The sequence below is a fragment of the Micromonospora sp. CPCC 205546 genome (assembly GCF_036902715.1).
GTDB lineage: Bacteria > Actinomycetota > Actinomycetes > Mycobacteriales > Micromonosporaceae > Micromonospora.
The window spans coordinates 1-19,555 of record NZ_JBAKHL010000083.1; the positions used below are offsets into that span (position 1 = coordinate 1).

25 protein-coding genes are annotated in these 19,555 nt (G+C 75.0%); 10 read left to right on the forward strand and 15 right to left on the reverse strand.

Going from position 1 to position 19,555, the window contains the following annotated elements:
• The coding region (locus V6U77_RS26325) for a DUF6597 domain-containing transcriptional factor (RefSeq protein ID WP_334609410.1) at positions 1–433 on the reverse strand (433 nt) is incomplete at its 3' end.
• Between the two features lie 37 nt (positions 434–470).
• On the opposite strand from V6U77_RS26325, the gene V6U77_RS26330 reads away from it, so the two are divergent.
• Complete coding sequence (locus V6U77_RS26330; protein ID WP_334609411.1) at positions 471–1,322, forward strand: arginase family protein; 852 nt, start codon at positions 471–473, stop codon at positions 1,320–1,322.
• Between the two features lie 151 nt (positions 1,323–1,473).
• Here the strand turns inward: V6U77_RS26330 and V6U77_RS26335 are convergent, their stop codons facing one another.
• Positions 1,474–1,707 carry a hypothetical protein gene (locus tag V6U77_RS26335; protein WP_334609413.1) on the reverse strand — a complete coding sequence of 78 codons (234 nt, stop codon included), beginning with the start codon at positions 1,705–1,707 and terminating at the stop codon, positions 1,474–1,476.
• A gap of 167 nt (positions 1,708–1,874) precedes the next feature.
• On the opposite strand from V6U77_RS26335, the gene V6U77_RS26340 reads away from it, so the two are divergent.
• The 3 genes from V6U77_RS26340 (at position 1,875) to V6U77_RS26350 (ending at position 4,568) form a co-directional block, all read left to right on the forward strand.
• Positions 1,875–2,822, forward strand: coding sequence for a serine/threonine-protein kinase (locus V6U77_RS26340; protein ID WP_334609414.1), 948 nt, complete (start codon positions 1,875–1,877; stop codon positions 2,820–2,822).
• 160 nt (positions 2,823–2,982) lie between these two features.
• A complete protein-coding gene (locus V6U77_RS26345; RefSeq protein ID WP_334609415.1) occupies positions 2,983–3,411 on the forward strand; it encodes an OsmC family protein in 429 nt (142 codons plus the stop codon).
• 314 nt (positions 3,412–3,725) lie between these two features.
• Positions 3,726–4,568: a hypothetical protein gene (locus tag V6U77_RS26350; protein WP_334609417.1), complete on the forward strand. Its 843-nt coding sequence runs from the start codon at positions 3,726–3,728 to the stop codon at positions 4,566–4,568.
• Between the two features lie 33 nt (positions 4,569–4,601).
• Here the strand turns inward: V6U77_RS26350 and V6U77_RS26355 are convergent, their stop codons facing one another.
• The 5 genes from V6U77_RS26355 to V6U77_RS26375 form a co-directional block, all read right to left on the reverse strand.
• Complete coding sequence (locus V6U77_RS26355) at positions 4,602–5,147, reverse strand: ATPase (protein WP_334609418.1); 546 nt, start codon at positions 5,145–5,147, stop codon at positions 4,602–4,604.
• Between the two features lie 156 nt (positions 5,148–5,303).
• The gene (locus V6U77_RS26360) at positions 5,304–5,750 is read right to left on the reverse strand and encodes a response regulator (RefSeq protein WP_334609419.1); all 447 of its coding nucleotides are present in this window, start codon (positions 5,748–5,750) and stop codon (positions 5,304–5,306) included.
• 70 nt (positions 5,751–5,820) lie between these two features.
• The gene (locus V6U77_RS26365) at positions 5,821–6,168 is read right to left on the reverse strand and encodes an STAS domain-containing protein (protein WP_334609420.1); all 348 of its coding nucleotides are present in this window, start codon (positions 6,166–6,168) and stop codon (positions 5,821–5,823) included.
• Between the two features lie 84 nt (positions 6,169–6,252).
• Positions 6,253–7,302, reverse strand: coding sequence for a cobalamin B12-binding domain-containing protein (locus V6U77_RS26370; protein ID WP_334609421.1), 1,050 nt, complete (start codon positions 7,300–7,302; stop codon positions 6,253–6,255).
• Positions 7,299–9,077, reverse strand: a complete 1,779-nt coding sequence (locus tag V6U77_RS26375; protein WP_334609422.1) for a PP2C family protein-serine/threonine phosphatase — start codon at positions 9,075–9,077, stop codon at positions 7,299–7,301. The genes V6U77_RS26370 and V6U77_RS26375 overlap by 4 nt, the downstream gene beginning before the upstream one ends.
• Before the next feature lie 242 nt (positions 9,078–9,319).
• On the opposite strand from V6U77_RS26375, the gene V6U77_RS26380 reads away from it, so the two are divergent.
• Together V6U77_RS26380 and V6U77_RS26385 are read left to right on the forward strand one after the other, a co-directional pair.
• Positions 9,320–9,676 carry an STAS domain-containing protein gene (locus tag V6U77_RS26380; protein ID WP_334609423.1) on the forward strand — a complete coding sequence of 119 codons (357 nt, stop codon included), beginning with the start codon at positions 9,320–9,322 and terminating at the stop codon, positions 9,674–9,676.
• Between the two features lie 57 nt (positions 9,677–9,733).
• Positions 9,734–10,078 (forward strand): STAS domain-containing protein, encoded by a 345-nt coding sequence (locus V6U77_RS26385; RefSeq protein ID WP_334609424.1) that lies wholly within the window; start codon positions 9,734–9,736, stop codon positions 10,076–10,078.
• 70 nt (positions 10,079–10,148) lie between these two features.
• Here V6U77_RS26385 and V6U77_RS26390 read toward each other — a convergent pair whose 3' ends face one another.
• Positions 10,149–10,463: a hypothetical protein gene (locus V6U77_RS26390; protein ID WP_334609445.1), complete on the reverse strand. Its 315-nt coding sequence runs from the start codon at positions 10,461–10,463 to the stop codon at positions 10,149–10,151.
• 204 nt (positions 10,464–10,667) lie between these two features.
• Between V6U77_RS26390 and V6U77_RS26395 the strand changes: the two genes are divergently transcribed.
• Both V6U77_RS26395 and V6U77_RS26400 read left to right on the forward strand, forming a co-directional pair.
• Positions 10,668–11,648 carry a DUF2267 domain-containing protein gene (locus tag V6U77_RS26395; RefSeq protein WP_334609425.1) on the forward strand — a complete coding sequence of 327 codons (981 nt, stop codon included), beginning with the start codon at positions 10,668–10,670 and terminating at the stop codon, positions 11,646–11,648.
• 60 nt (positions 11,649–11,708) lie between these two features.
• Entirely contained in the window at positions 11,709–12,503 is a 795-nt protein-coding gene (locus tag V6U77_RS26400; protein ID WP_334609426.1) for a spermidine synthase, read from the forward strand.
• A 118-nt stretch (positions 12,504–12,621) separates the two neighbouring features.
• On the opposite strand, the gene V6U77_RS26405 is transcribed toward V6U77_RS26400, so the two are convergent.
• Positions 12,622–13,923: an NAD(P)/FAD-dependent oxidoreductase gene (locus tag V6U77_RS26405; protein ID WP_334609427.1), complete on the reverse strand. Its 1,302-nt coding sequence runs from the start codon at positions 13,921–13,923 to the stop codon at positions 12,622–12,624.
• 227 nt (positions 13,924–14,150) lie between these two features.
• On the opposite strand from V6U77_RS26405, the gene V6U77_RS26410 reads away from it, so the two are divergent.
• Complete coding sequence (locus tag V6U77_RS26410) at positions 14,151–15,236, forward strand: hypothetical protein (RefSeq protein WP_334609428.1); 1,086 nt, start codon at positions 14,151–14,153, stop codon at positions 15,234–15,236.
• Between the two features lie 112 nt (positions 15,237–15,348).
• The gene (locus V6U77_RS26415) at positions 15,349–15,510 is read left to right on the forward strand and encodes a hypothetical protein (RefSeq protein ID WP_334609429.1); all 162 of its coding nucleotides are present in this window, start codon (positions 15,349–15,351) and stop codon (positions 15,508–15,510) included.
• 39 nt (positions 15,511–15,549) lie between these two features.
• On the opposite strand, the gene V6U77_RS26420 is transcribed toward V6U77_RS26415, so the two are convergent.
• From V6U77_RS26420 to V6U77_RS26445, 6 genes are all read right to left on the reverse strand, one after another.
• Positions 15,550–16,083 (reverse strand): GNAT family N-acetyltransferase, encoded by a 534-nt coding sequence (locus V6U77_RS26420; RefSeq protein WP_334609430.1) that lies wholly within the window; start codon positions 16,081–16,083, stop codon positions 15,550–15,552.
• 62 nt (positions 16,084–16,145) lie between these two features.
• On the reverse strand, positions 16,146–16,541 hold the full coding sequence (locus tag V6U77_RS26425; protein ID WP_334609431.1) for a hypothetical protein: 396 nt from the start codon (positions 16,539–16,541) through the stop codon (positions 16,146–16,148).
• Between the two features lie 50 nt (positions 16,542–16,591).
• Entirely contained in the window at positions 16,592–16,885 is a 294-nt protein-coding gene (locus tag V6U77_RS26430) for a DUF6510 family protein (protein WP_334609432.1), read from the reverse strand.
• 23 nt (positions 16,886–16,908) lie between these two features.
• Complete coding sequence (locus V6U77_RS26435; protein ID WP_334609433.1) at positions 16,909–17,643, reverse strand: ferredoxin reductase; 735 nt, start codon at positions 17,641–17,643, stop codon at positions 16,909–16,911.
• The gene (locus V6U77_RS26440) at positions 17,640–18,230 is read right to left on the reverse strand and encodes a sulfite oxidase-like oxidoreductase (protein WP_442934518.1); all 591 of its coding nucleotides are present in this window, start codon (positions 18,228–18,230) and stop codon (positions 17,640–17,642) included. The genes V6U77_RS26435 and V6U77_RS26440 overlap by 4 nt, the downstream gene beginning before the upstream one ends.
• An 81-nt stretch (positions 18,231–18,311) precedes the next feature.
• Positions 18,312–19,331, reverse strand: coding sequence for a TerC/Alx family metal homeostasis membrane protein (locus V6U77_RS26445; RefSeq protein WP_334609436.1), 1,020 nt, complete (start codon positions 19,329–19,331; stop codon positions 18,312–18,314).
• Positions 19,332–19,555 lie beyond the last annotated feature (224 nt).

The window sequence follows — 19,555 nt, forward strand, 5'->3', positions numbered from 1 at the left end:
CGCCGGCGGCCAGCGCGGCGGCGACCCGGGCGCCGAGCGGATCGGGTCCGCCGGCCGCCCGCAGCCGCCGCGCCGCGATCTCCGTGAGCACCTCGCCGGGGGCCGTCTCCGCCCGCTCGGCCAGCCGGGCGACGGCCCGCTCGCCCCACAGCTCGGCCAGGGGAACCCGCCGGTCGCGCAACTCGACGGCCGGTACGCCGAGCACCGCCGGGCCGGTCCCCGGCGGCAGCCGCAGCCCCACCCAGCGCTCCGCCGGCCCGCCGCCGCTGAGGTGCGCGGTGCGGTCCGGACCCGCCACCGTCAGCCCCGAGCGGCTCGACCAGAGCAGGTCGAGGCAACCGTCGGGGAGCACCCTGCTCGGCGCGGCGCCCGCCGTCGTGGCGCTGGTCCAGAGCACCGCGCCGGCGAACCCGGCCGGACGTTCCCGATACATGCCGCCCAGCCTGCCACCGCCGGGCTAGCCTCCGGATGTGCGATGGTCGGTGCTGGACGCTCCCCTCGACTCCTCCGGACGTGGCCGGGGCGAGCACCGGGCGCCTGCGGCGCTGCGGGCCGCCGGGCTGCTGGGCCGGTTGGGCGTGGCCGACGCCGGCGCGGTCGACGCCCTGATCACCGACCCGGTCCGGGATCCCGAGACCGGGGTGATCGGCGTCGACCAGGTGCGCCGCGCCACCCGGGCCATCGCCGTCCGGGTGACGACGCTGCTCGGCACCGGACGGCAGCCGCTGGTGCTCGGGGGCGACTGCGCCATCCTGCCGGGCATCCTGCAGGGGTTGCCCTCCGGCTTCGACCTGTGGTTCCTCGACGCCCACCTCGACTTCGAGGACGGTCGCACCTCGCCCACCGGCGAGGCGGCGGACATGGACCTGTCGATCGTCACCGACCACGGCCCGGCGGGGATCCTCGACCGGGAGGGGCCGCTGGTCGACCCCGACCAGGTGCACGTGCTCGGCCACCGGCCGCTCGACCGGGGCACGGACGGCAGCGAGGCCGCCCGTGTCGACCCGGCCGTCCACCTGGTGCCGGCCACCCGGCTGCGCGGCGCCGACGCGGCGGCGACGGGCCGGGACCTCGCCGTCGGTACGACGCCGACCTGGCTGCACCTCGACCTCGACGTGCTCGACCCGCTCGTGCTGCCGGCGGTCAGCTATCCGGAGCCGGGCGGCCTGGACTGGGCCGACGTGCTCGCGCTCGCCCGGCCGCTGGTGCGCTCGGGGCGGCTGATCGGCGTGAGCGTCACCGACTTCAACGCCGACGAGGACCCGGACGGGCGGCACGCGGAGCGGATCAGCCAGGCACTGGCAGAGCTGCTGGCCGACTGACCGGCGCGGCGCGGTCAGGCGTCGGTGGTGACGTCCCGCAGCCGGACGGCGGACACGGTGCGGCCCGACCGTGCCGGTGACCCCGTCGTGCGTCCACCGACCGCGACCGGCCACTTCGGCCGCCGCATCGCCGCGCGGGCGGCGCGCGGGCTCACTCGGTCATGCCCACCGGATAGGTGTGCACGAAGCGCATCGTCCAGGTGCCGCCGCCGACGGGAGGCTCGCGCCGGTAGAGGTGGTCGGGCCCGCCGGCCGTGGCCGCGCCCGCGCCGTCGGGGTGGCGCAGGATCCAGTGCGCCGGCGGGGAGCCGTCGGGCTCGGCGGGCAACGCCCGCACCAGGTCGTGCGCCGGGCCGCCGACGAAGCGTACGGTCACCTCGCTCATCCGCGCGCCGCCCTCCCCCGAACCGGCCCGACACCGGCCCCGGCTCGCAAGCTACCGCAGCCGGGGCCGCCCCGCCCGGATCCGGCAGCGGTTTGCCCTGATCGGAGCCCGGGTACCGCTGCCTTGGCGCCCGTCGCGGGCGGGCCACGAGGCGCAGGGAGCGGTCGATGAGAACGCTGGACGGGCGGTACCGGCTCGAACAGCGCATCGGCATCGGCGGCATGTCGGAGGTCTGGCGGGCCCACGACGCGGTGCTGGACCGGCCGGTCGCGGTGAAGGTGATGTCCCCCGGGCAGGAGGGCCAGGACACCTCCGTGGAGCGCATCCGCGCGGAGGCCCGGTCCGCCGCCCGGCTGGTGCACCCGAACGTGGCGTTCGTGCACGACTTCGGCACCTGCGGGACGGGCCCCGAGGGCCAGGTGCCCTACATCGTCATGGAGTTGGCCGAGGGCGAGACGCTGGCCGCGCACCTGCGGGCCGGGCCGCTGGACTGGCGCATCGCCGTACGGGTCTGCGCGGAGGTGAGCGCCGCGCTGGCCGCCGCTCACGCGCACGGCATCGTGCACCGCGACGTCAAGCCGGCGAACGTGATCCTGACCCCGGCCGGCGTGAAGGTGCTCGACTTCGGCATCGCCACCCCGTCCGGCACCCCGGACCGGTCGCCCGAGGGGATGGTGGTCGGCACGCCGGCCTACCTCGCGCCGGAGCAGCTGGAGCGGGCGCCCGCGACACCCGCCGCCGACATGTACGCCCTCGGCGTCCTGCTCTACTACTGCCTGACCGGCCGGCTGCCGTACCAGGCGGGCACCACGACCCAGCTGCTCGGCGCACGCCGGCGGTACCCGCCGCTGCCGCTGCCGCAGATCGAGGGGCTGCCCCCGGAGGTCGCCGACCTGTGCGCGAGCTGCCTCGCCGACGACCCGGCCGACCGACCGTCCAGCCTGATGGCGGCGCTGCTGCTGGCGGAGGCGGTGGACGCCCGGGTGTACGTGCCGCTGCAGCAGTCCGCGGCGCCGCGGCAGCGCGGCGGATCGATGTCGCCGTGGAACGAACGGGCGGCGGCCGAGGTGACCGAGGCGGCTGCCCTTCCCGAGTGGTCCACCCAAGCGGGCTGAGCCACCCGACACGCCGCCGCCGCGGCCCGCTGTCCCCGGCCTGCTCCCGCTGCCCGGTTCCGGCATGGGCCGGCGCCGCGCGACGGGCTTGCGGGGGGCACCAGCGGTTTCACCGGCCGGGGGCCGGGTAGCCGGGCGGGTGAGCGACGGGAGGAACGCGATGCCGGAATCGAGCTCCTGGCTGAACGAGACGGCCACCGCGACCGCCGAGGGCGGCCACGTACGCACCGACGACGGGAGCCTCTCCACGGCCCTGGCGTCTCCGCTGGCACCACACTGCTCGGGACTGACCCCGGAGCAGTTGCTCGCCGCGGCCTTCGCGTCCTGCCTGCACCACGCGGCGGTGGAGGCGGCCGGGGAGATCACCGACGAGGCGCACACCGTGCAGGTACGCGCGGAGGCGAAGCTCGGACGCGACGACGACGGCCGCTACCGGGCCGACGTGCACGCCTCCATCTCGTCCGCCGGGCTCAGCCGGGAACAGCTCGTGGAGCTGGTGGAGCACGCGGACCGGTTGTGGCCCTTCTCCAGCGGCGACGGCAGCCGGCACCGGCTCACCGTGACCCCGGCGGAGAACGGCCGGCACTGAGCGGGCCCCGACGCCCGGCGAGCGCGCCCGGACGCCCCGGGTGCGCACCTCGACCGGCCACGGCGGCCGTCCGTGCGGTCGGCAGCGCCTCCGCCGTTCGGTGGACGCACCGCCCGACGCCGACGCGGACAGCCGGGACCGACCCGCTGCCCGGTTGGCTACCCCCTATCGGATATAGGTGGAAGAACCGACAGGGGCGGATAGCGGGATTGCTCCCCTGGCGGGCGTGATCTACCCGCAGATCGGCGCAAATTGTGACGCATGCCACCGAGCTGGCCGATGGCAGGAGCCGCTCGCCTTTCTAGCCTCGGCGGGTGCACCCCGACGACCGCCTCGACCAGCAGCTGACCCGGGACCGGCCGGCCGCCCGCCCGGACGATCCCGCCTCGACCGAACGGACGATCGGCCGGCACCGCGCTCCGGAACGGCAGCGTCGCGTCAGCCGGGCCCTGTTGGCCTCGACTCCCGTCCGGGTCGCGCTCGCCACCGGCATGACCTGCTGTCTCGGCGTGGCCGCGTACGCCGGCACGCGTGCCGACGCCGACGCCACGCGGGAGCCCGTGGCCGAGGCGCTGGTCGAGCGGGCCGTCGACGACGACCGCGCCTCGCGGTCGCTCGAGCGGGCCGTCTCCCCGTCCCCCACGCTCAGCCCCAGCCCGACGCCGAAGCCGACCCCCTCGGCCACCCGCAAGGCGCCACGCAAGCCAACGCCGCCGCCCCGCCCCCGCCCGGTCGCCGGGCTCACCCAGGCGCAGATGGACAACGCCAAGGTCGTCGTCGACGTGGGCGTCGAGATGAAGATGCCCCGCCGCGCGCTGGTGGTCGCCGTGGCGACCGCCATGCAGGAGAGCCGGCTGTACAACCTCGCCAGCGACGTGCTTCCCGAGTCCAGTCGGTACCCGCACCAGGGCAGCGGCGCCGACCACGACTCGGTGGGCCTGTTCCAGCAGCGACCGAGCAGCGGCTGGGGCAGCGTACGCGAGCTGATGCGCCCGTCGTACGCCGCGCGGGCCTTCTACGAGGCGCTGCGGGACGTCCCGGGCTGGCAGCAGATGAGCGTCGCCGGAGCCGCCCAGGCCGTGCAGGTCTCGGCCTTCCCCGACGCGTACGCCCGGCACGAGGAGCTGGCCACCACGGTGGTCGCCGCACTGACCTGACGGCGTGCGGGACACGCGTCCCGCACGTGCAGCTCAGCGGATGCCGGCGCGACCGCCCGGCGGGTCGGTGGGCGCATCCGCCGCGCGGGCGCCGATCCGGGTCGCCGGCACACCGCTGCCGGGCATCCCGGCCGCGGCGGTCGGGGTGTCCGCCGGGACCGCTTCGCTGGTCAGCCCGTCGAGGATCCGGTCGACCCGCACCTCGCGCCGGCGCCGGGCGTGCAGCGCCTCCTCGAACTCCCGACGGGCCTGCACCGCCTCGGCGTAGACGCGCTCGCGCAGTTGCCGGGCCTCCTCCCGGGCGGCGTCCAGCTCGACACGCGCCCGGGCCAGGAGGTCCGCCGCCTCCCGTTCGGCGCCCCGCGCGCCGCCCCGGGTGCCGTCCGGATCACCGAGATCCAGGCGCCGCAGCAGGCCGCGCAACGCCGTCGCCTCGTCACGGATCTCGTCCCACTCGCGACCGGCCCTCGCGGCACCCTCCGCCCGGGCGGCGAGCCGGGACAGGCGGATGCCGATCTCGTCCAGGCAGGAATCGACCTGCCGCTGGTCGTAGCCGGTCTCAACGACGGAGAACCTCATACTGTCGCCCCCCAGGCAGCTGGTGATTCCTTCCCCAACCTGGATCCTCGACGCTGGGTACGGCGTCGGAGGGGCTTCAGGAAAAATGTTCACCATGCGGACACGCCCGGGCCTGCGCGGCGGCGGCCCGGTGGGCAGGATGTCCGCCCGCGTGCCTCAGGAGCGCTTCGGCAGCACGACGACCCGGCCGAAGAACTCGTCGATCCGGCGCACCACGTCGTTGAAGTCGTCCAGGTCGATCGGCTTGGTGACGTAGGCGTTGGCCTGCAGCGTGTAGCTGCCCACGATGTCCGTGTCGGCGTTGGAGGTGGTCAGTACGACGATCGGGATCGTACGCAGGTCCTCGTCGCTCTTGACCTCGCCGAGCACCTGCCGCCCGTCCATCCGGGGCATGTTCAGGTCGAGCAGGATGACGTCCGGCCGGCGGGCGTCGGTGTGACGCCCCTCGCGGCGCAGGAACTCCATCGCCTCCTGGCCGTCGCTGACGACGTCGATGACCTTCTCGACGTCGGAGTCCGCGAGGGCCTCCTCGATCATCAACACGTCACCCGGGTCGTCGTCCACCACCAGGATGCGAACCGGACTCGGGCTGTCTGCACCCATCACTACCTGCTTCGGGTCGCTGGAACGGCAAATCGCGGGGCGCTCTGTGCCGGCGGGAAAATCTAGCCCATCAGCCGGCGGAGCGCGCTGTCGGGTCGGCTCTGCCGGGCTCGTGTCGGAGCACCTCGGCCAGCCCTGTCACCTGCAGGACGCGGTCGACGCGTCCGGTGGCGCCGGTCAGCCGTAGCCACCCGCCGTCGGCGGCGACACGGTTGTCACCCCGGACGAAGGCGGCGATGCCGGTGGAGTCGCAGAAGGTCAGCTCGGTCAGGTCGACCAGCAGGCGGCGCTCGCCCGCGTCGACCAGCCGGTCGATGGCGGCGGAGAGTTCGGGTGCGGTGCTCAGGTCGAGTTCGCCGGCCAACCGCAGGCGTGCCGTCCCGCCCTGACGGTCGGCGCATGTGACGGTGAACGTCACCCCTGTCCCCTTCGCTCCACCGCAGGCGGATGCTTGCAGTGCGGCAAGTATAAGCAGGGGTGTCGGACACGGCCGCACCGGCGCTCAGCGGGACTCGACGCCGCCTACCGTGGCCACGGACGAGCGGGCCGTCCCGACGAAGCGCGCGGCCCGGGGGAAGTCGCGCAGCACCCGCCCGTAGTGTTCCAGAGTCGCGCCCAGCTCGGGGGCCGGCACACCCCGGCTGGTGAGGATCTCGACCAGCCAGTCGACGAACTCGGTGAACAGCGTGCCGTCGTCGACGTAGAGCGCGGCGGCCAGGAAGTCCACGATGTAGCCGAGGTCGCTGACCGTGGAGTCCATCTGGCTGGGCGTGTAGTCGCGGGTGCCCGGCACGCGCTCGCGCAACTCCGCCAGCGCCCCGTCGATCAACTCGCCGCGCCGCTTGATCAGGCTGGTGTACTCGTCGTCGGCCAGGTGGCTCAGCTCCGCCGGCGCGACCCGACGCAGCGCGCGCTCGTCGGCGACCAGGTCGGCGGCAGTCGGGGCGTCCGGTGCCCAGGCGACGCCGAGGCGCCGGGCCCAGCGCCCGTCCGTGCCGAATCCCCGGCCGCCCACCACCACCGGTACGTCCACGCGCCGGCACGCCTCGATCATGCGGTGCGCGTGCGGCAGGCGCACCGGCAGCGCGCAGGCGAGCGCGACCGCGTGCGCGTCGTGCCGGTGCAGGTACGACACCAGGTGCGGAGCGGGGACGCTCGCACCGAGGAAGGTGACCTGCCAGCCGCGCAGCCGCAGCACCTCGGCGACCAGCCGGGGCGGCAGGGCGTGCCACTCGCCGTCCATGCAGGCCACCACGACCCGGCCCCGCGTGGGGCGCGGGTTCGCGTACGCCGCGACCGCCGCCACCACCCGCTCGCTGATGTGCGTCGCGGCGTGCTCCTGGGCGACGCTCCACTCGTTGCGCGCCCAGCGCTCCCCCACCTCGGCCTGCGCCGGGGCGACCAGGTCGAGCAGGACCCGCTCGGCGGGCACGCCGGCCTCGAGCAGGCCGGTGGCCACCTCGACGGCGGCGTACTCGTCGGCCTCCTGGAGGCAGTCCAGGTATCCGCTCCAGGCGGCGGCCGGCGTGCTCCCGGTCGGGGCGGCGGTCACGGTCGGCTCCCTCTCACCTCGGCGGCCCCGGTGGCGTCCGGCACCGCGTGCAGGTGCCGGGGCGTACGCCCGCCCGGGCCGGTCGCGCGCAACGCGAGCACGGCGATGTCGTCGTGGTCGCCGTGGGCCAACCAGTCGCAGGTCACCTGCTCGACGCGCTCGGCCAGGGCGGGCGCGGGCATCCGCTCGCACCCGGTGACCGCGTGCACCAGCCGCTCCGTGCCGAACTGCTCGTCGCCGCGGCGACCACCACGCGCCTCGGTCACCCCGTCGCTGTAGAGCAGGCAGGTCTCGCCCGGCGCCAGCCGGACGGTCACCTCCCCGATACGGGGATCGGGCACCACGCCCACCAGCATGCCCGACAGCGGAGCCGTCTCGACCTCGCCGGAGCCGCGCAGCACCAGCGGCGGCAGGTGGCCGCCGCCGGCCAGGGTCAGGGTGAGGCCGCCGTCGCGGTGCGGGCGGACCACCCCCAGCACCATCGTCGCGAAGCGTCCCTGCCCCTGCGCCTGGCTGGTCTCCAGCAGGGCGTCGTTGAGCAGCTTCAGCAGGCGCCCCGGCTGCGACTCGACCCGGTGCAGCGCCTGCAGGCACTGCCGCAGCTGGCCCGTGAAGACCGCCGCCTCGACGCCCTTGCCGGAGACGTCGCCGAGAAAGAACACGGAGCCGCCGTCGGCCAGCCGGTGCGAGCCGTAGAAGTCGCCGCCGATGCGCAGGCCCGCCTGGGCCGGCCGGTAGGCGGTGCCCCACTGCACGCCGGCCGCCTCGGCCGGTTCCACCGGCACCAGACTCGCCTGGAGCGTGTCGGCGACCTCGGCCTGGTCGCGGTAGAGCAGCGCCGTGGTCAGCGCCGCCCCGGCCCGGGCCGCGAAGGCGCGGACCAGGTCCACGTCGGCCTCGTCGTACCAGCGCTCGACGCGCCGCGCGACCAGCAGCACGCCGGCCGGGGTGTCGCGGCCGGGCAGCGGCACCACCCGCGCGCAGGCCTCGCCCGCGCTCAGCCCGGGCAGCCAGCCGGCCTCCACCGCCTGCTCCGCCAGCCAGTCGACGGTGTGCGGTTCCGCGCCGTCCAGCCCCTCGGTGATCGCCGCGGGCAGGTCGGCGGCGGGCAGGACGCCGCTGTCGACCACCGGGGCGTCGTCCTCGCTGCGGGAGGCCCGCCACCAGCGGGCCCGCCCGGAGCGGGGCGCGAGCACCAGGACCGCCACCTCCGCCAGCGTCGGCACCGCCAGCCGGACCGCCGCGGCGGCGGCCCGGTCGGGGTGCAGCGGATTGCCGAGCTTCTCACCGACGACCGCCAGGAACGCCGAGCGGGCCCGCTCGGCGAGCAGCGCGTCGGCGCGGGTGACGCTCTCGGTGACGTCCTCGACGTACCAGCAGCAGCGGGCGGCCGTCAGCGACACCCGGCGCGCGCGCAGCCGGCGGTCGTGGTGGGTGAACTCGGCACCGGGGGCCAGCCCCGTGATGCCGGCCGCCGCGAGCAGCTCGCCCTCGGCGACCTCGGGCAGCAGGCGTTCGGCGACCGGACTGACGTGCTGGACGACGCCCCGGGCGTCGCAGACGACGAGGCCCTCGCGGAAGTGCTCGACGACCTCGGACCAGTCGGCCGCCAGTTGTTCCAGGTCGGCCACGTGCGCCGAATCGGCCGCGAGCGCGGGAAGGGCGGGCGCGGGGCGTGCCGGGGCGTCGTCGGACCACGCCGCGGCCCGTGCGGCACTCGGCGTGGGGATCCGTCCGTCGCCGGGATCCCAGTCCCGGACGTCGGCAGCAGTCACCAGCTAAGCCCCACTCCTTGTCGGACGTCCGCGCCACCGCGAGGCGGCACATGTGGTCGAGTCTCTGGCACCCACCCTACGCCCGTACGCCGCGCCCGCCACCCGACGCCCGTAGGCGCTCGCGTACCCGGCGGCACCGGCCGGGCGTTGTTACGATCCCCTCACCCCTGTCCCTCGGGGGCCTGCGGAAAGGCGTGATCTTGCTGTCCCACCGGAGCCAACCCCAGGCGACTCCGTTGAGCATGGCCGTCGACCGGTCCGATCCGGCCGCACCGCTCATCCGGGTCGGAGGCGACCTGGCCTACGCCACCGCCGCGCCGCTGCGCGCCGAGGTCGACCGGGTGCTCGCCGACGCTCCGCCCGGCCTCGTCCTCGACTTCACCGACCTGCTCTTCATCGACAGCACCGGCCTCGGCGTGATCGTGCACGCGTGGCGCGAGGGGCAGCAGTGCGGCACCGCCCTCCGGCTGCGCGCCGTGCCCCGGTTCCTGGAGACGATCCTCGACATGACCGGCGTCGCGGGCCTGCTCGCCCGGCCGCTCGGCGACGGTCTGCCGGCGGCCGACGGTGCCGCCGGGCGTCTCGCCGACACGGCCTGACGGAGCCGACGGAGCCCCGGGCTTTGCTCCCGGGCCCGCGGCTGGGAACATGGACGCATGGCCGCACAGCTGTTGACCATCGAGGTGACCCGGCTCGACGCCGGGTGCGCCCGGCTCCGGCTGTCCGGTGAGCTGGACTTCGACACCGCTCCGGAGCTGGTCGAGGCCGCCGCCGAGTTGCGCCGCGACGGCTACCAGGAGCTCCTGTTCGACCTGAGCGGGGTCAGCCTGTGCGACTCGTCCGGGCTGAGCGCGTTCCTGACCGCCCATCACGGCGGCACGGGCGCGATCCGGCTCTGCGGGGTCAGCCCCCAGCTCCAGCAGTTGCTCGACCGCACCGGCCTGGCCGAACTGCTCGCGGTGCAACGCGCGGGCGACGCAGGCATCCGCCGGGTGGGCTGAGGCCGGGGACCGTCCCGGGCGAGGGGTGGCCCCCGACCCTGGGACCAGGGGCCGGGGGCCGGAGTGAGGATCAGGGTGCGGTGAGCGGTTGCAGCCGGGGTCCCGTCGTGCGCAGCTGCCGCGTCGCCGGTGGTTCGGCGTCCTCCGGCGGCCCGGAATCGGGAGTCTGGAAGAGATAGCGGACGAACACCCCACCCGCCTCGTTGTCGTCCGCGCCGGGCCACTGGCCGATGCAGTCCACCCCGACCACCTCACGCCCCGAGCCGTCGCCCTCCTCCAGCAACGCCCACAGGCTCACCGGATAGCAGCGGGTGTCCTCGGGTGAGAGGCGCCAGCGGGCGTACCAGCCGGGTCTGGCGGGAACGATCTCGACGATCCGCTTCATCACGACCTGTCCTTCCGCGTGCTCGGAAGTTCTCCGGTCCGCTGCGATCGTCGGCCCCCGCCGGGTGAGCGCCCCTCACCCCCGCCGGATGAAGCCGCCCCGCGGGCATCGCCGGCCCGGCCGGCGGCGTCCGTTTCGGTGCCGGTGACGACGGGAAGGCGACCGGCGGAAGACCGCAACCACGAGCGGAAGCGAGGTGTCACCATGCGCAAGCAGATGGAGGGCGACAACCAGCGTCGCCGCGCGCTGGCCCGCCAGGCCCGCGAGCGCGGCATGCAGGCCAGCGAGACGGGGGCCAGCCTGAGCGCCTCCAAGCAGCTCACCCACCTGGAACAGGGCAAGCGTGCCGGTCCGCCGCCGGCCGGCAGCCGCCACAAGCCGGACAGCACCCGCGGGGGGCCGGCTCCGCCACCGGCGGGCGTCCCGGAGTCCCCCCGGCCCCTGCCCGAGCGGGGGTCCGGCATCTCGGACGGGACGCCGGTGGGCTACCGCGCGCTGGTCGACGACGTCGTGCGCCGCACCGGGGCCGACTTCCGCACCGCGAAGGTGGGGGTCGAGGCGACCGTGCTGGTGCTGGCGTCCGCCCTCGACGAGGCGGAACGCCGCAGGCTGCTGTCGGCCGTGCCGGACAAGCTGCACGACGTCGTCCCGGTGGACGGCATCCGGCGGCGCCGGGACCTGCCCGGCTTCCTCGCCGAGGTGGGCCGGATCAGTGGCCGCAACCCTGAGCAGGCCCGCTACCAGGCGGAGGCGACCGTGGCGGCCCTGGCCGACCACGACGGCGACCTGATCGAGTCGCTGCACGTCCCCGACGGCCTGCGGGACCTGCTGGATCCGCCACCCGTCGGCGGCGGGGTGGTCGGCGCGGCCAGCGCGACACCCCCGCTGAGCGACGCGGACCTGCGGGAGGCGCTCGGTGAGCTGCCGTACTGGTCCGGCGACGGCGGCGTGCTGACCCGCACCGTGGAACTGCCGGCGGACAACCTGGACCGGGTCCTGGACCGGCTCGACCGGCTGCGGCAGGACACCGGGCGCGGCCCGCGCATCGGCCGTCCGGACCCGGCCACCGCCGTGCTGACCGTACGGTCGCGGCAGGCCGACGCGGTGACCGCGATGGACGTGGACCTCGCCCACGCCGTCGACGACGCGATCGACGAGGCCGGCGCCGGGATGGCCGGCGGCTGACCGGGGCACGGGCCGGCGGGCGCCCACCCGCCGGCCCACCCGCCCGGCTAGCCTGCCGGGATGGACCCCTCCGACGCGCCCCGGCTGGAGCTGGTCGTCGACCCCGCCCGCCCCACCGGGCGTACGCTGCTCGCGGCCGGCGTCGAGCAGTCCTACGTGGACGTCCACGACCCCCGTCACCTGCACTTCGAATACGTGCGGCGGATGGCCGCCGTGGTCGACCTGGCGGCGCCGGCCGGCCGTCCGCTGGACGTGCTGCACCTCGGCGGCGGCGCGCTGACCCTCCCCCGCTACGTGTCCGCCACCCGGCCCGGCTCGCGGCAACGGGTGGTGGAACGCGACCCGGCCGTGCTCGAGCTGGTGGCGCGGGAACTGCCGGCGCTGCCCGCCGCCGTCGACGTGCGGGTGGCCGACGCCCGCGACGCGCTGGGTCGCGAGCCCGCGGCGGGCTACGACCTGGTGCTCGCGGACATCTACCGGGCGGCACGGATGCCCGCCCACGTGCGCAGCGTCGAGTTCGCCGCCGAGGTGGCCCGGACGCTGCGTCCCGACGGCGTACTCCTGGTCAACGTGACCGATTTGCCGCCGCTGGTCTTCGCCCGGGTCCAGGCGGCCACCCTGCGGGCCGTCTTCGCCGACGTCTGCCTGGTCGCCGACCGCCGGATGCTGCGCGGGCGGCGGTACGGAAACCTGGTGTTCGCCGCCGCGCCGCGCCCCGGACGGCTGCCCGTGGCCCGGCTCGCCGCCCTGGCGGCGCGGGACCGGGTGCCCGGCAGCGTGCTGCACGGGACCGGCCTGGACGCGTTCGTCGCCGGGGCCCGGCCCGCCACCGACGCGGCCCTCGCCCCGGGCTGAGGCCACCCACCCTCAGCCCGAACGCCGGACGCGGGCGAGACGCCCCGGGCGACACCGGACGCGGGCGCGAACGCGATGGGCGACACCGAGGCGGCCGGGAGGTCGGTGGGCGGGCGGATCAGCGGGCCCGGACGGCCACCTCCGGCGATGAGCTCTCCAGCGGCACGGCGTTGGCCGGGACCAGGCCGAGCTGCACGGCCGGGCGCGGCAGCGCGGCGTCGAGCATCCAGTCGGCGCCCACCCGGATCCGGTTGCCCGGCATCGCCAGCAGGTGGTAGCCGCGGGTGACCGCCTTGGCGGGCAGTCCGGACAGCGACACCTTCAGCGGGTTCGCCGCCGCGTCCTTGCCGCCCAGGTCCACCACCCATCCCAGGTCGTGGTGCTTGTACGGTCGGCGTCGCCCCTGCCCGTAGGAGGCGGCGATGTTGTGCGCGGCCAGCTTGCCCTGCCGCTGCGCGTGCTGGGCCGTCATCGTGCAGATCTGCCCGGGTCGGGTCAGGTCCGGCACGGCGGCCGCGTCGCCGCAGGCGTACACCTCGGGGAAGCCGGGGACGCCGAGGTACTCGTCGACGACCAGCCGCCCCCGCTCGGTGCGCAGCCCCAGTTCGGCGACGAACGGATCGGGGCGTACGCCGACACACCAGACCAGGGTGCAGGTGGGCACGTAGTCGCCATCGGTGAGCGTGACCCCGTCGGCGGTGGCCACGGCCACGGAGGTGCCCATCCGCACGTCCACGCCGCGTCGGCGCAGCACCCGGTCGGCGGTGTCCGACATCCGCTTGTCCAGCTCGGGCAGCACCCGGGGCGCGACGTCGAGCAGCAGCCACTTCGGGCGGATCTTGAGGCGGGGGCGCTGGGAGACCAGCTCGTCGGTGAACAGCTGGCCGTGCGCGGCCACCTCGGTTCCGGTGTAGCCGGCGCCGACCACCACGAACGTGGCGCGCGCCTGCTGTTCGGCCGGGTCGTCGGTCTGCTCGGCGAGCTCGATCTGCCGGATCACGTGGTCGTGCAGGTAGAGGGCCTCGGGCAGGCCGCGGAATCCGTGGGCGTACTCGGTCACGCCGGGGATCGGCAGCAGCTTGTTGACGCTGCCCACGGCCAGCACCAACCGGTCGTACGCGATCCGGTTGCGGTCGCCCTCCGGCTGGGTGAAGCCGACCCAGCGGTTCTGCAGGTCCACGTGGTCGGCCTCGCCGATCAGCACCCGCACCCCGTCGAGCGTCCCCGTCAGCGGTACGGAGATCCGCCGCGGCTCCACCACGCCGGCGGCCACCTCGGGCAGCAGCGGCAGGTAGAGGAAGTAGTCGGTGGAGTTCAGCACCACGATCTCGGCCCGGCCCCGGGCCAGCCGGCTCAACGTCTTCGCCGCGTGGTAACCGGCGAATCCGGCCCCCACGATCACCACACGAGGTTTCGTCATTGCGGCCCCGTTCCCACCCGGCAGCGGGACAAACGTGGCGAGACGGACGAATCACCGCTTGATCGGCGGCGGCCTGGGGCGGGCGCGCGACCGGTGGGAGCCGGACGCGGGCCGGGGAGCCGACAGCGGCGCACTTGCGACACGCGGTTGTGCGGTTGCCGACAGTCACTCCCTCGGTGGTGCCGCACGCTGCTTGCCGACCCGACCCCTCGTCACCAGGAGGAAAGATGCGACTCCGTTCGCTCGCCGCCGCCGCGCTGACCGCCGTGCTGGCCGCCGGCGCGCTCGCGCCGGCCGGCCCGGCCGCGGCGGCCACCGCCGACCGCTGGGGCTTCGCCTACGTCCAGGACCCGACCGTTCCGCCCTGGACGGTACTCGACACCACCCGGCAGTGGGGCAGCTGGAAGACCGCCTTCCCCGCCGCCTGGGCGCAGGGCGGCAAGCTCGCCCCGGGCCGGTTCCAGGTGCGCTTCCCGCAGATCGGCGCCGGGGCGCGGGGGGTGCCGCACGTGACCCCGGTCAACCGCACCGGCCACTACTGCGAGGTCGTCCGCTGGTCCTCGGCCGGCGCCGACCAGATCGTCGACGTGCAGTGCCACAAGCCGGGCGGGGACCGCGAGGACACCCCGTTCACCGTGCTGTGGACCACCAGCAGCGGCGTGCTGCCGGCGGGCACCGCCCACGCGTACGTCCAGCAGGCCGGCGGGGCGCTGGTCCAGTCGTACAACTCGACGGGGGTGGCCAACGGCCTCGGCCCGCTGGGGGTCGGCCAGTGGGCGGTGAAGCTCCCGGGCGTCGGGCTCGCCGGCGTGCTGGCCGGTGACGTGCAGGTCACCGCCGTGCAGCCGAACGCGGCGCCGCGCCGTTGCAAGATCGACAGCTGGTCCGCCGCCGGGACCGGCGTGGCCGCGAACGTGTCCTGCTTCGACCAGGCGGGCGCGCCGGCGACCACCGACTTCGTCCTGTCCTACCACCGCCGGCGGCCGGTGATCGGCTCGCTCGCCCCGCCGTCGCGCTTCGGTTACCTGGGCACCGGGGTCGGCGGGCCGACCAACGACAACTCGATGCTCGGCGTCGGCGCCAACACGGTGGCCGCGATCGCCCCCGCCGGCCGCTACCTCGCGAAGTTCCCGCAGCTCGGGGTCGGCCAGACGCACGCGCAGGTCGTGGCGCAGGGCGTCGGGTCGAACTACTGTCACCTGACCCAGCCGTGGTCCACCGGCCTCGACCCGGAGGTGGACGTGGTCTGCTTCGACAACGCCGGGGTGATCACCCCGCACCGGTTCCTGGCCACCTTCACCTCCCGCGTCTGAAACAACCGCGCCGACCGGCCGCGCCGGGCCGGCTCACCCGGGGCGGGTGGGTTCGACTCACCCGCCCCGGTGACACGGTGGTCCCGCATCCCAGCGACGGGAGGACGCAACCGTGAGCACACCGATGTCGAACGACCAGCGACAGCCGATCTACCTGCGGCAGAGCGGCCGCAGGCAGCTCACACCCCGGCAGCGCCGGCGCGTGGAGCAGAAGCAGGGACGGTTCGAGCGCCTCGGCGTCCAGCGGGCCGAGGCGCGCCGGCCGGGGCGCTGACCCGGCGGTCGGTGGCGGTCGCGACGGGCCGCCACCGGCCTACGTACCGGCGGGCGCCGGGGCGGTGATCGCCCACCGTTCGTGGTCGCGCCACGCCCCGTCGATGAACAGGTAGTCCGGCGAGTAGCCCTCCAGCCGGAATCCGAGCTTGCGCGCCACCCGGCGCGACGGCTCGTTGCCCGGCTGGATGTTCGCCTCCAGCCGGTGCAGGCCGAGCGCGTCGAAGGCGTGGCGGACGACCAGGCCGACACCGGCGGACGCGTGCCCGGTGCCGCTGTACGGCAGGAAGGCGGCGTAGCCGAGGTAGCCGCCGCGCAGCGCGCCCATGAGGATCCCGCTGATGTTCACGTAGCCGGCGATCGCGCCCGAGTCCCGGTCGCAGACCAGGTATCCGGCATGGTCCCGGCGGCGGATCCTGCGCAGGTACGCGGCGTAGCGCGCCGGGTCGTCGGGCGCGGCCAGCCAGGGGTGGTGCAGGTCGCGGCTGCGCCGGGCCGCCGCGACGAACTCGGCCTCGTCGGCCGGACGGGGCGGGCGGATGCCGACCGGCCCCGCCGTACGCAGATACCTCACGGCGAACCACTGTCGCGGTGGGTGCCGCCGTTGTCCAGCGCGTTGTGGGCGCGACCCGGCACTCACGGTCCCGCGGGCCGGTCCACCTCGCCGTCGACCGGCTCCAGTGTGTAGTGGATGGTCTGGGCGACGATCCAGCCCTGCTCGATGAGGAACGAGTCCGCCCCGTCGCGGACCTGTACGCCCTCGATCCGCGCCGTCCACTCCAGGAACGCCACCCGTCCCTCGACCAGCCGGTTCGTGTACACGTACCGGGCGCCGGGCAGCTCCTCCTCCAGCAGCCGCGCCAGCTCCCCGACGCCCGCGTGCCCGCGGAACACGCCCCGCCGTTCCAGGACCACGCACGACGGCGACACGTTGCGCGCCAGGTCCTCGGCGAACCGGTGCTCGCCGGCCAGCCGCAGGTGGTCGTCGAACACCTCCCGCGCCGACCGCGCCCGCAGGGCCTCGTCCGTCATGTCGCCTCCGTCCGCTCCGGCCGTTGGTGTCACGTGCCCCTCCCCCGCCCTCACAGCGGGCCCGGGTACGTCTGCTCCGGCGGCATCGGCACCCGCAGGAAGGTGGCTCCGCGCAGGTCCAGCCAGGCGTACTCGGGCGAGCGGACCAGCCGCAGCATCACCTCGGCACAGTTCGGGCAGCGGGCGACGAGGCCGGGCGCGTGCGGGTAGACCCGCAGGCCGGCCAGTGGGCCCGTCATGCCGCAGTGCGCGCACCGCCCGCCGGCGGCGCTGAGGTCGACGGCGAACAACTCCCGCAGCGGGCCGTCGAGCATGTTGCCGTCCAGGTACGACGTGTCGGTCATCGGGCGCTCCTCCTTCTCGACGCCTAGCCGGTCGGGCCGAACCGTTCGGTCCGCACCCGCCGGCCCTGGTGGCCCAGCCCGACGAGCAGGTCCGCCACCGTCTCCACGAAGCCGGTCGGGCCGCAGACGTAGCAGAGGGGTTCCCGCTCCGGCGGCCAGCCGTGGTCGGTGACGTCGGCCAGCCCGATCCGGTGCGGCTCACCCCGCCAGCCCCGCGGGGCCTCGCGGGTGTACACGTGGGCGACGTCCAGGCCCGGGTCGTCGCGGGCCCGGCGGCGCAGCTCGTCGGCGTAGAACACGTCGGCCGGGGTGCGTACCGAGTAGAGCAGCCGGAACGGCACCCGGCTGCCCGCGGCGCGGCGGGCGCGGACCATCGCCATCAGCGGCACGACGCCCGATCCGCCGGCCACCAGCAGCACCGGCGCGGTCTCCTCCGCCCGCCAGACGAACCAGCCGCCGACCGGGCCGCGCACCTCCACCGGGTCGCCCCCGGCGTAGACGTCGATCAGGTACGGCGACACCTCGCCGTCGGGCACCCGCTGCACGGTCAGCGCGATCCGGTCGGCCTCGGCCGGGCCGGCCAGCGAGTACGACCGGGCCGCCTGGTAGCCGTCGGGCGCGGTCAGCCGCACGTCGACGTGCTGCCCGGGCAGGTGGCCCGGCCAGCCGGGCACCTCCAGCACCAGGGTGTGCGCGGTGGGCGTCTCCACCCGGCGCTCGCGCAGCCGGGCCACCCGCCAGCGCAGCGGAGCGCTCAATCGCCCTGGTACCGCTGCTCACGCCACGGGTCCCCGTAGTCGTGGTAGCCGGCGGTCTCCCAGAACCCGGGCTGGTCCTGCACGCTGAGCCGGATGCCGCGCACCCACTTGGCGGACTTCCAGAAGTAGAGGTGCGGCACGAGCAGCCGGGCCGGGCCGCCGTGCTCGGCCGGCAGCGGGCCGCCGTCGTAGCGGTGCGCGACCCAGGCCCGCCCGCCCCGCAGGTCGTCCAGCGGCAGGTTGGTGGTGTAGCCGCCGTACGAGTGGGCCTGCGCGTACCGGGCGTCGGTGTCGACGCCCTCCAGCAGCGTGTCCAGGGACACCCCCTGCCAGCCGGTGTCCCGCTTCGACCAGCGCGTGACGCAGTGGATGTCGACCGTCGGGGTCTCCTGGGGCAGCGCCATCAGCTCGTCGAAGCTCCAGCGGAACTCGGCGCCGGACTCGGTGGAGACGACGAACTCCCAGGTCTCCGGCGGCACCCTCGGCGTCGGGCCGGCGGAGAGCACCGGGAAGTCCTGCGTCAGGTACTGCCCCGGCGGCAGGGCCGGCTCCGCTGAGCGGGGCCGGCCCTGGAAGCCCGGTGACACGATTCCCACCCGTCAGTCGTACCACCCGGGGGTGGGCGGCGCGGCGCGGTCGGGCGGAACCGCACCGCGACGGGTGACGCCTCAGCGCCGCTCGACCACGATCTCCTTCTCGCCCCGACCGGCCTTGCTGGTGGCCCGCAGGCTGGTGAGGGTGACGATCACCAGCACGCCGATGATGACGCCCAGGGAGGCCAGCGTCGGGATCTCCGGCACGCCCTTCCAGATGCCGTGCGCCCAGTGCAGACCGAGCTTGACGCCGATGAACGCCAGGATGATCGCCAGGCCGTAGCTGAGGTGCACCAGCCGGCTGAGCGCGGCGTGCAGCACGAAGTAGAGCGCCCGCAGCCCCAGCAGGGCGAACGCGTTGGTGGCGAAGACCAGGTAGGGGTCCTCGGTGATGCCGTAGACGGCCGGTACGGAGTCGACGGCGAAGACGATGTCCGTGGCCAGCAGCGCGGTCACCACGAGGGCGAACGGGGTGAGGGTACGCCGGCCGGCGATGCGCACGACCATCCTCGGGCCGTGGTAGTCCTCGGTGACCGGCATGAACTTGCGCAGCAGCTTCACCGAGCGCATCTTGCTGATGTCGACTTCCTGCTCGTGCCCGGTGAGGGCGTCGCGCAGCAGCTTCGCCGCGGTGAGCAGCAGGATGATCGCGAAGAGCAGGAAGGCGAAGTCCAGGGTCTGCAGGGCCGCCGCCCCGACGGCGATGAAGACCGCCCGCAGCACCAGCGCGCCGGTGATGCCGTAGAGCAGGGCCCGCTGGGCCAGCTCGGCCGGCACCGCGAACGCGGCCAGCAGCAACATGAAGACGAACAGGTTGTCGACCGAGAGGGACTTCTCCACCAGGTAACCGGTGAGGTACTCCACGCCCTGCTTCGAGCCGAAACGCGACCAGATCCAGGCGCCGAAGGCCAGCGGCAGGGCGATGTAGAAGGCGGACCAGCCCAGCGCCTCCCGCATCGACACCTCGTGCGGCTTGCGGGTGACCAGGAAATCCAGCACCAGCAGGCCGATCACGGCGGCGATGGTGACGCCCCACAGCGTGGGGGTGCCCACCGACTGGAGACCGGTGGCAGCAAGATACGGCGAATCGGACATGGAGCCTCCTCGAACACCCTGTCATGTTCGAGGTCTCCTTCACCCACTTTTCGTGGGCAGCCACCCGAGGCGTGCTCCGGGGCACGCCGTACTGACCGGGATGGCTCGTGGGAAGTACTCCCCTCGTGGCGACAAGGTTAGGGCAGGCCCGTGGGCTCGGCAAACGGGGCACGCCGGATCACGTCTGCGTCACCTCACCTGCACGGACACCGACCGGACGGCCG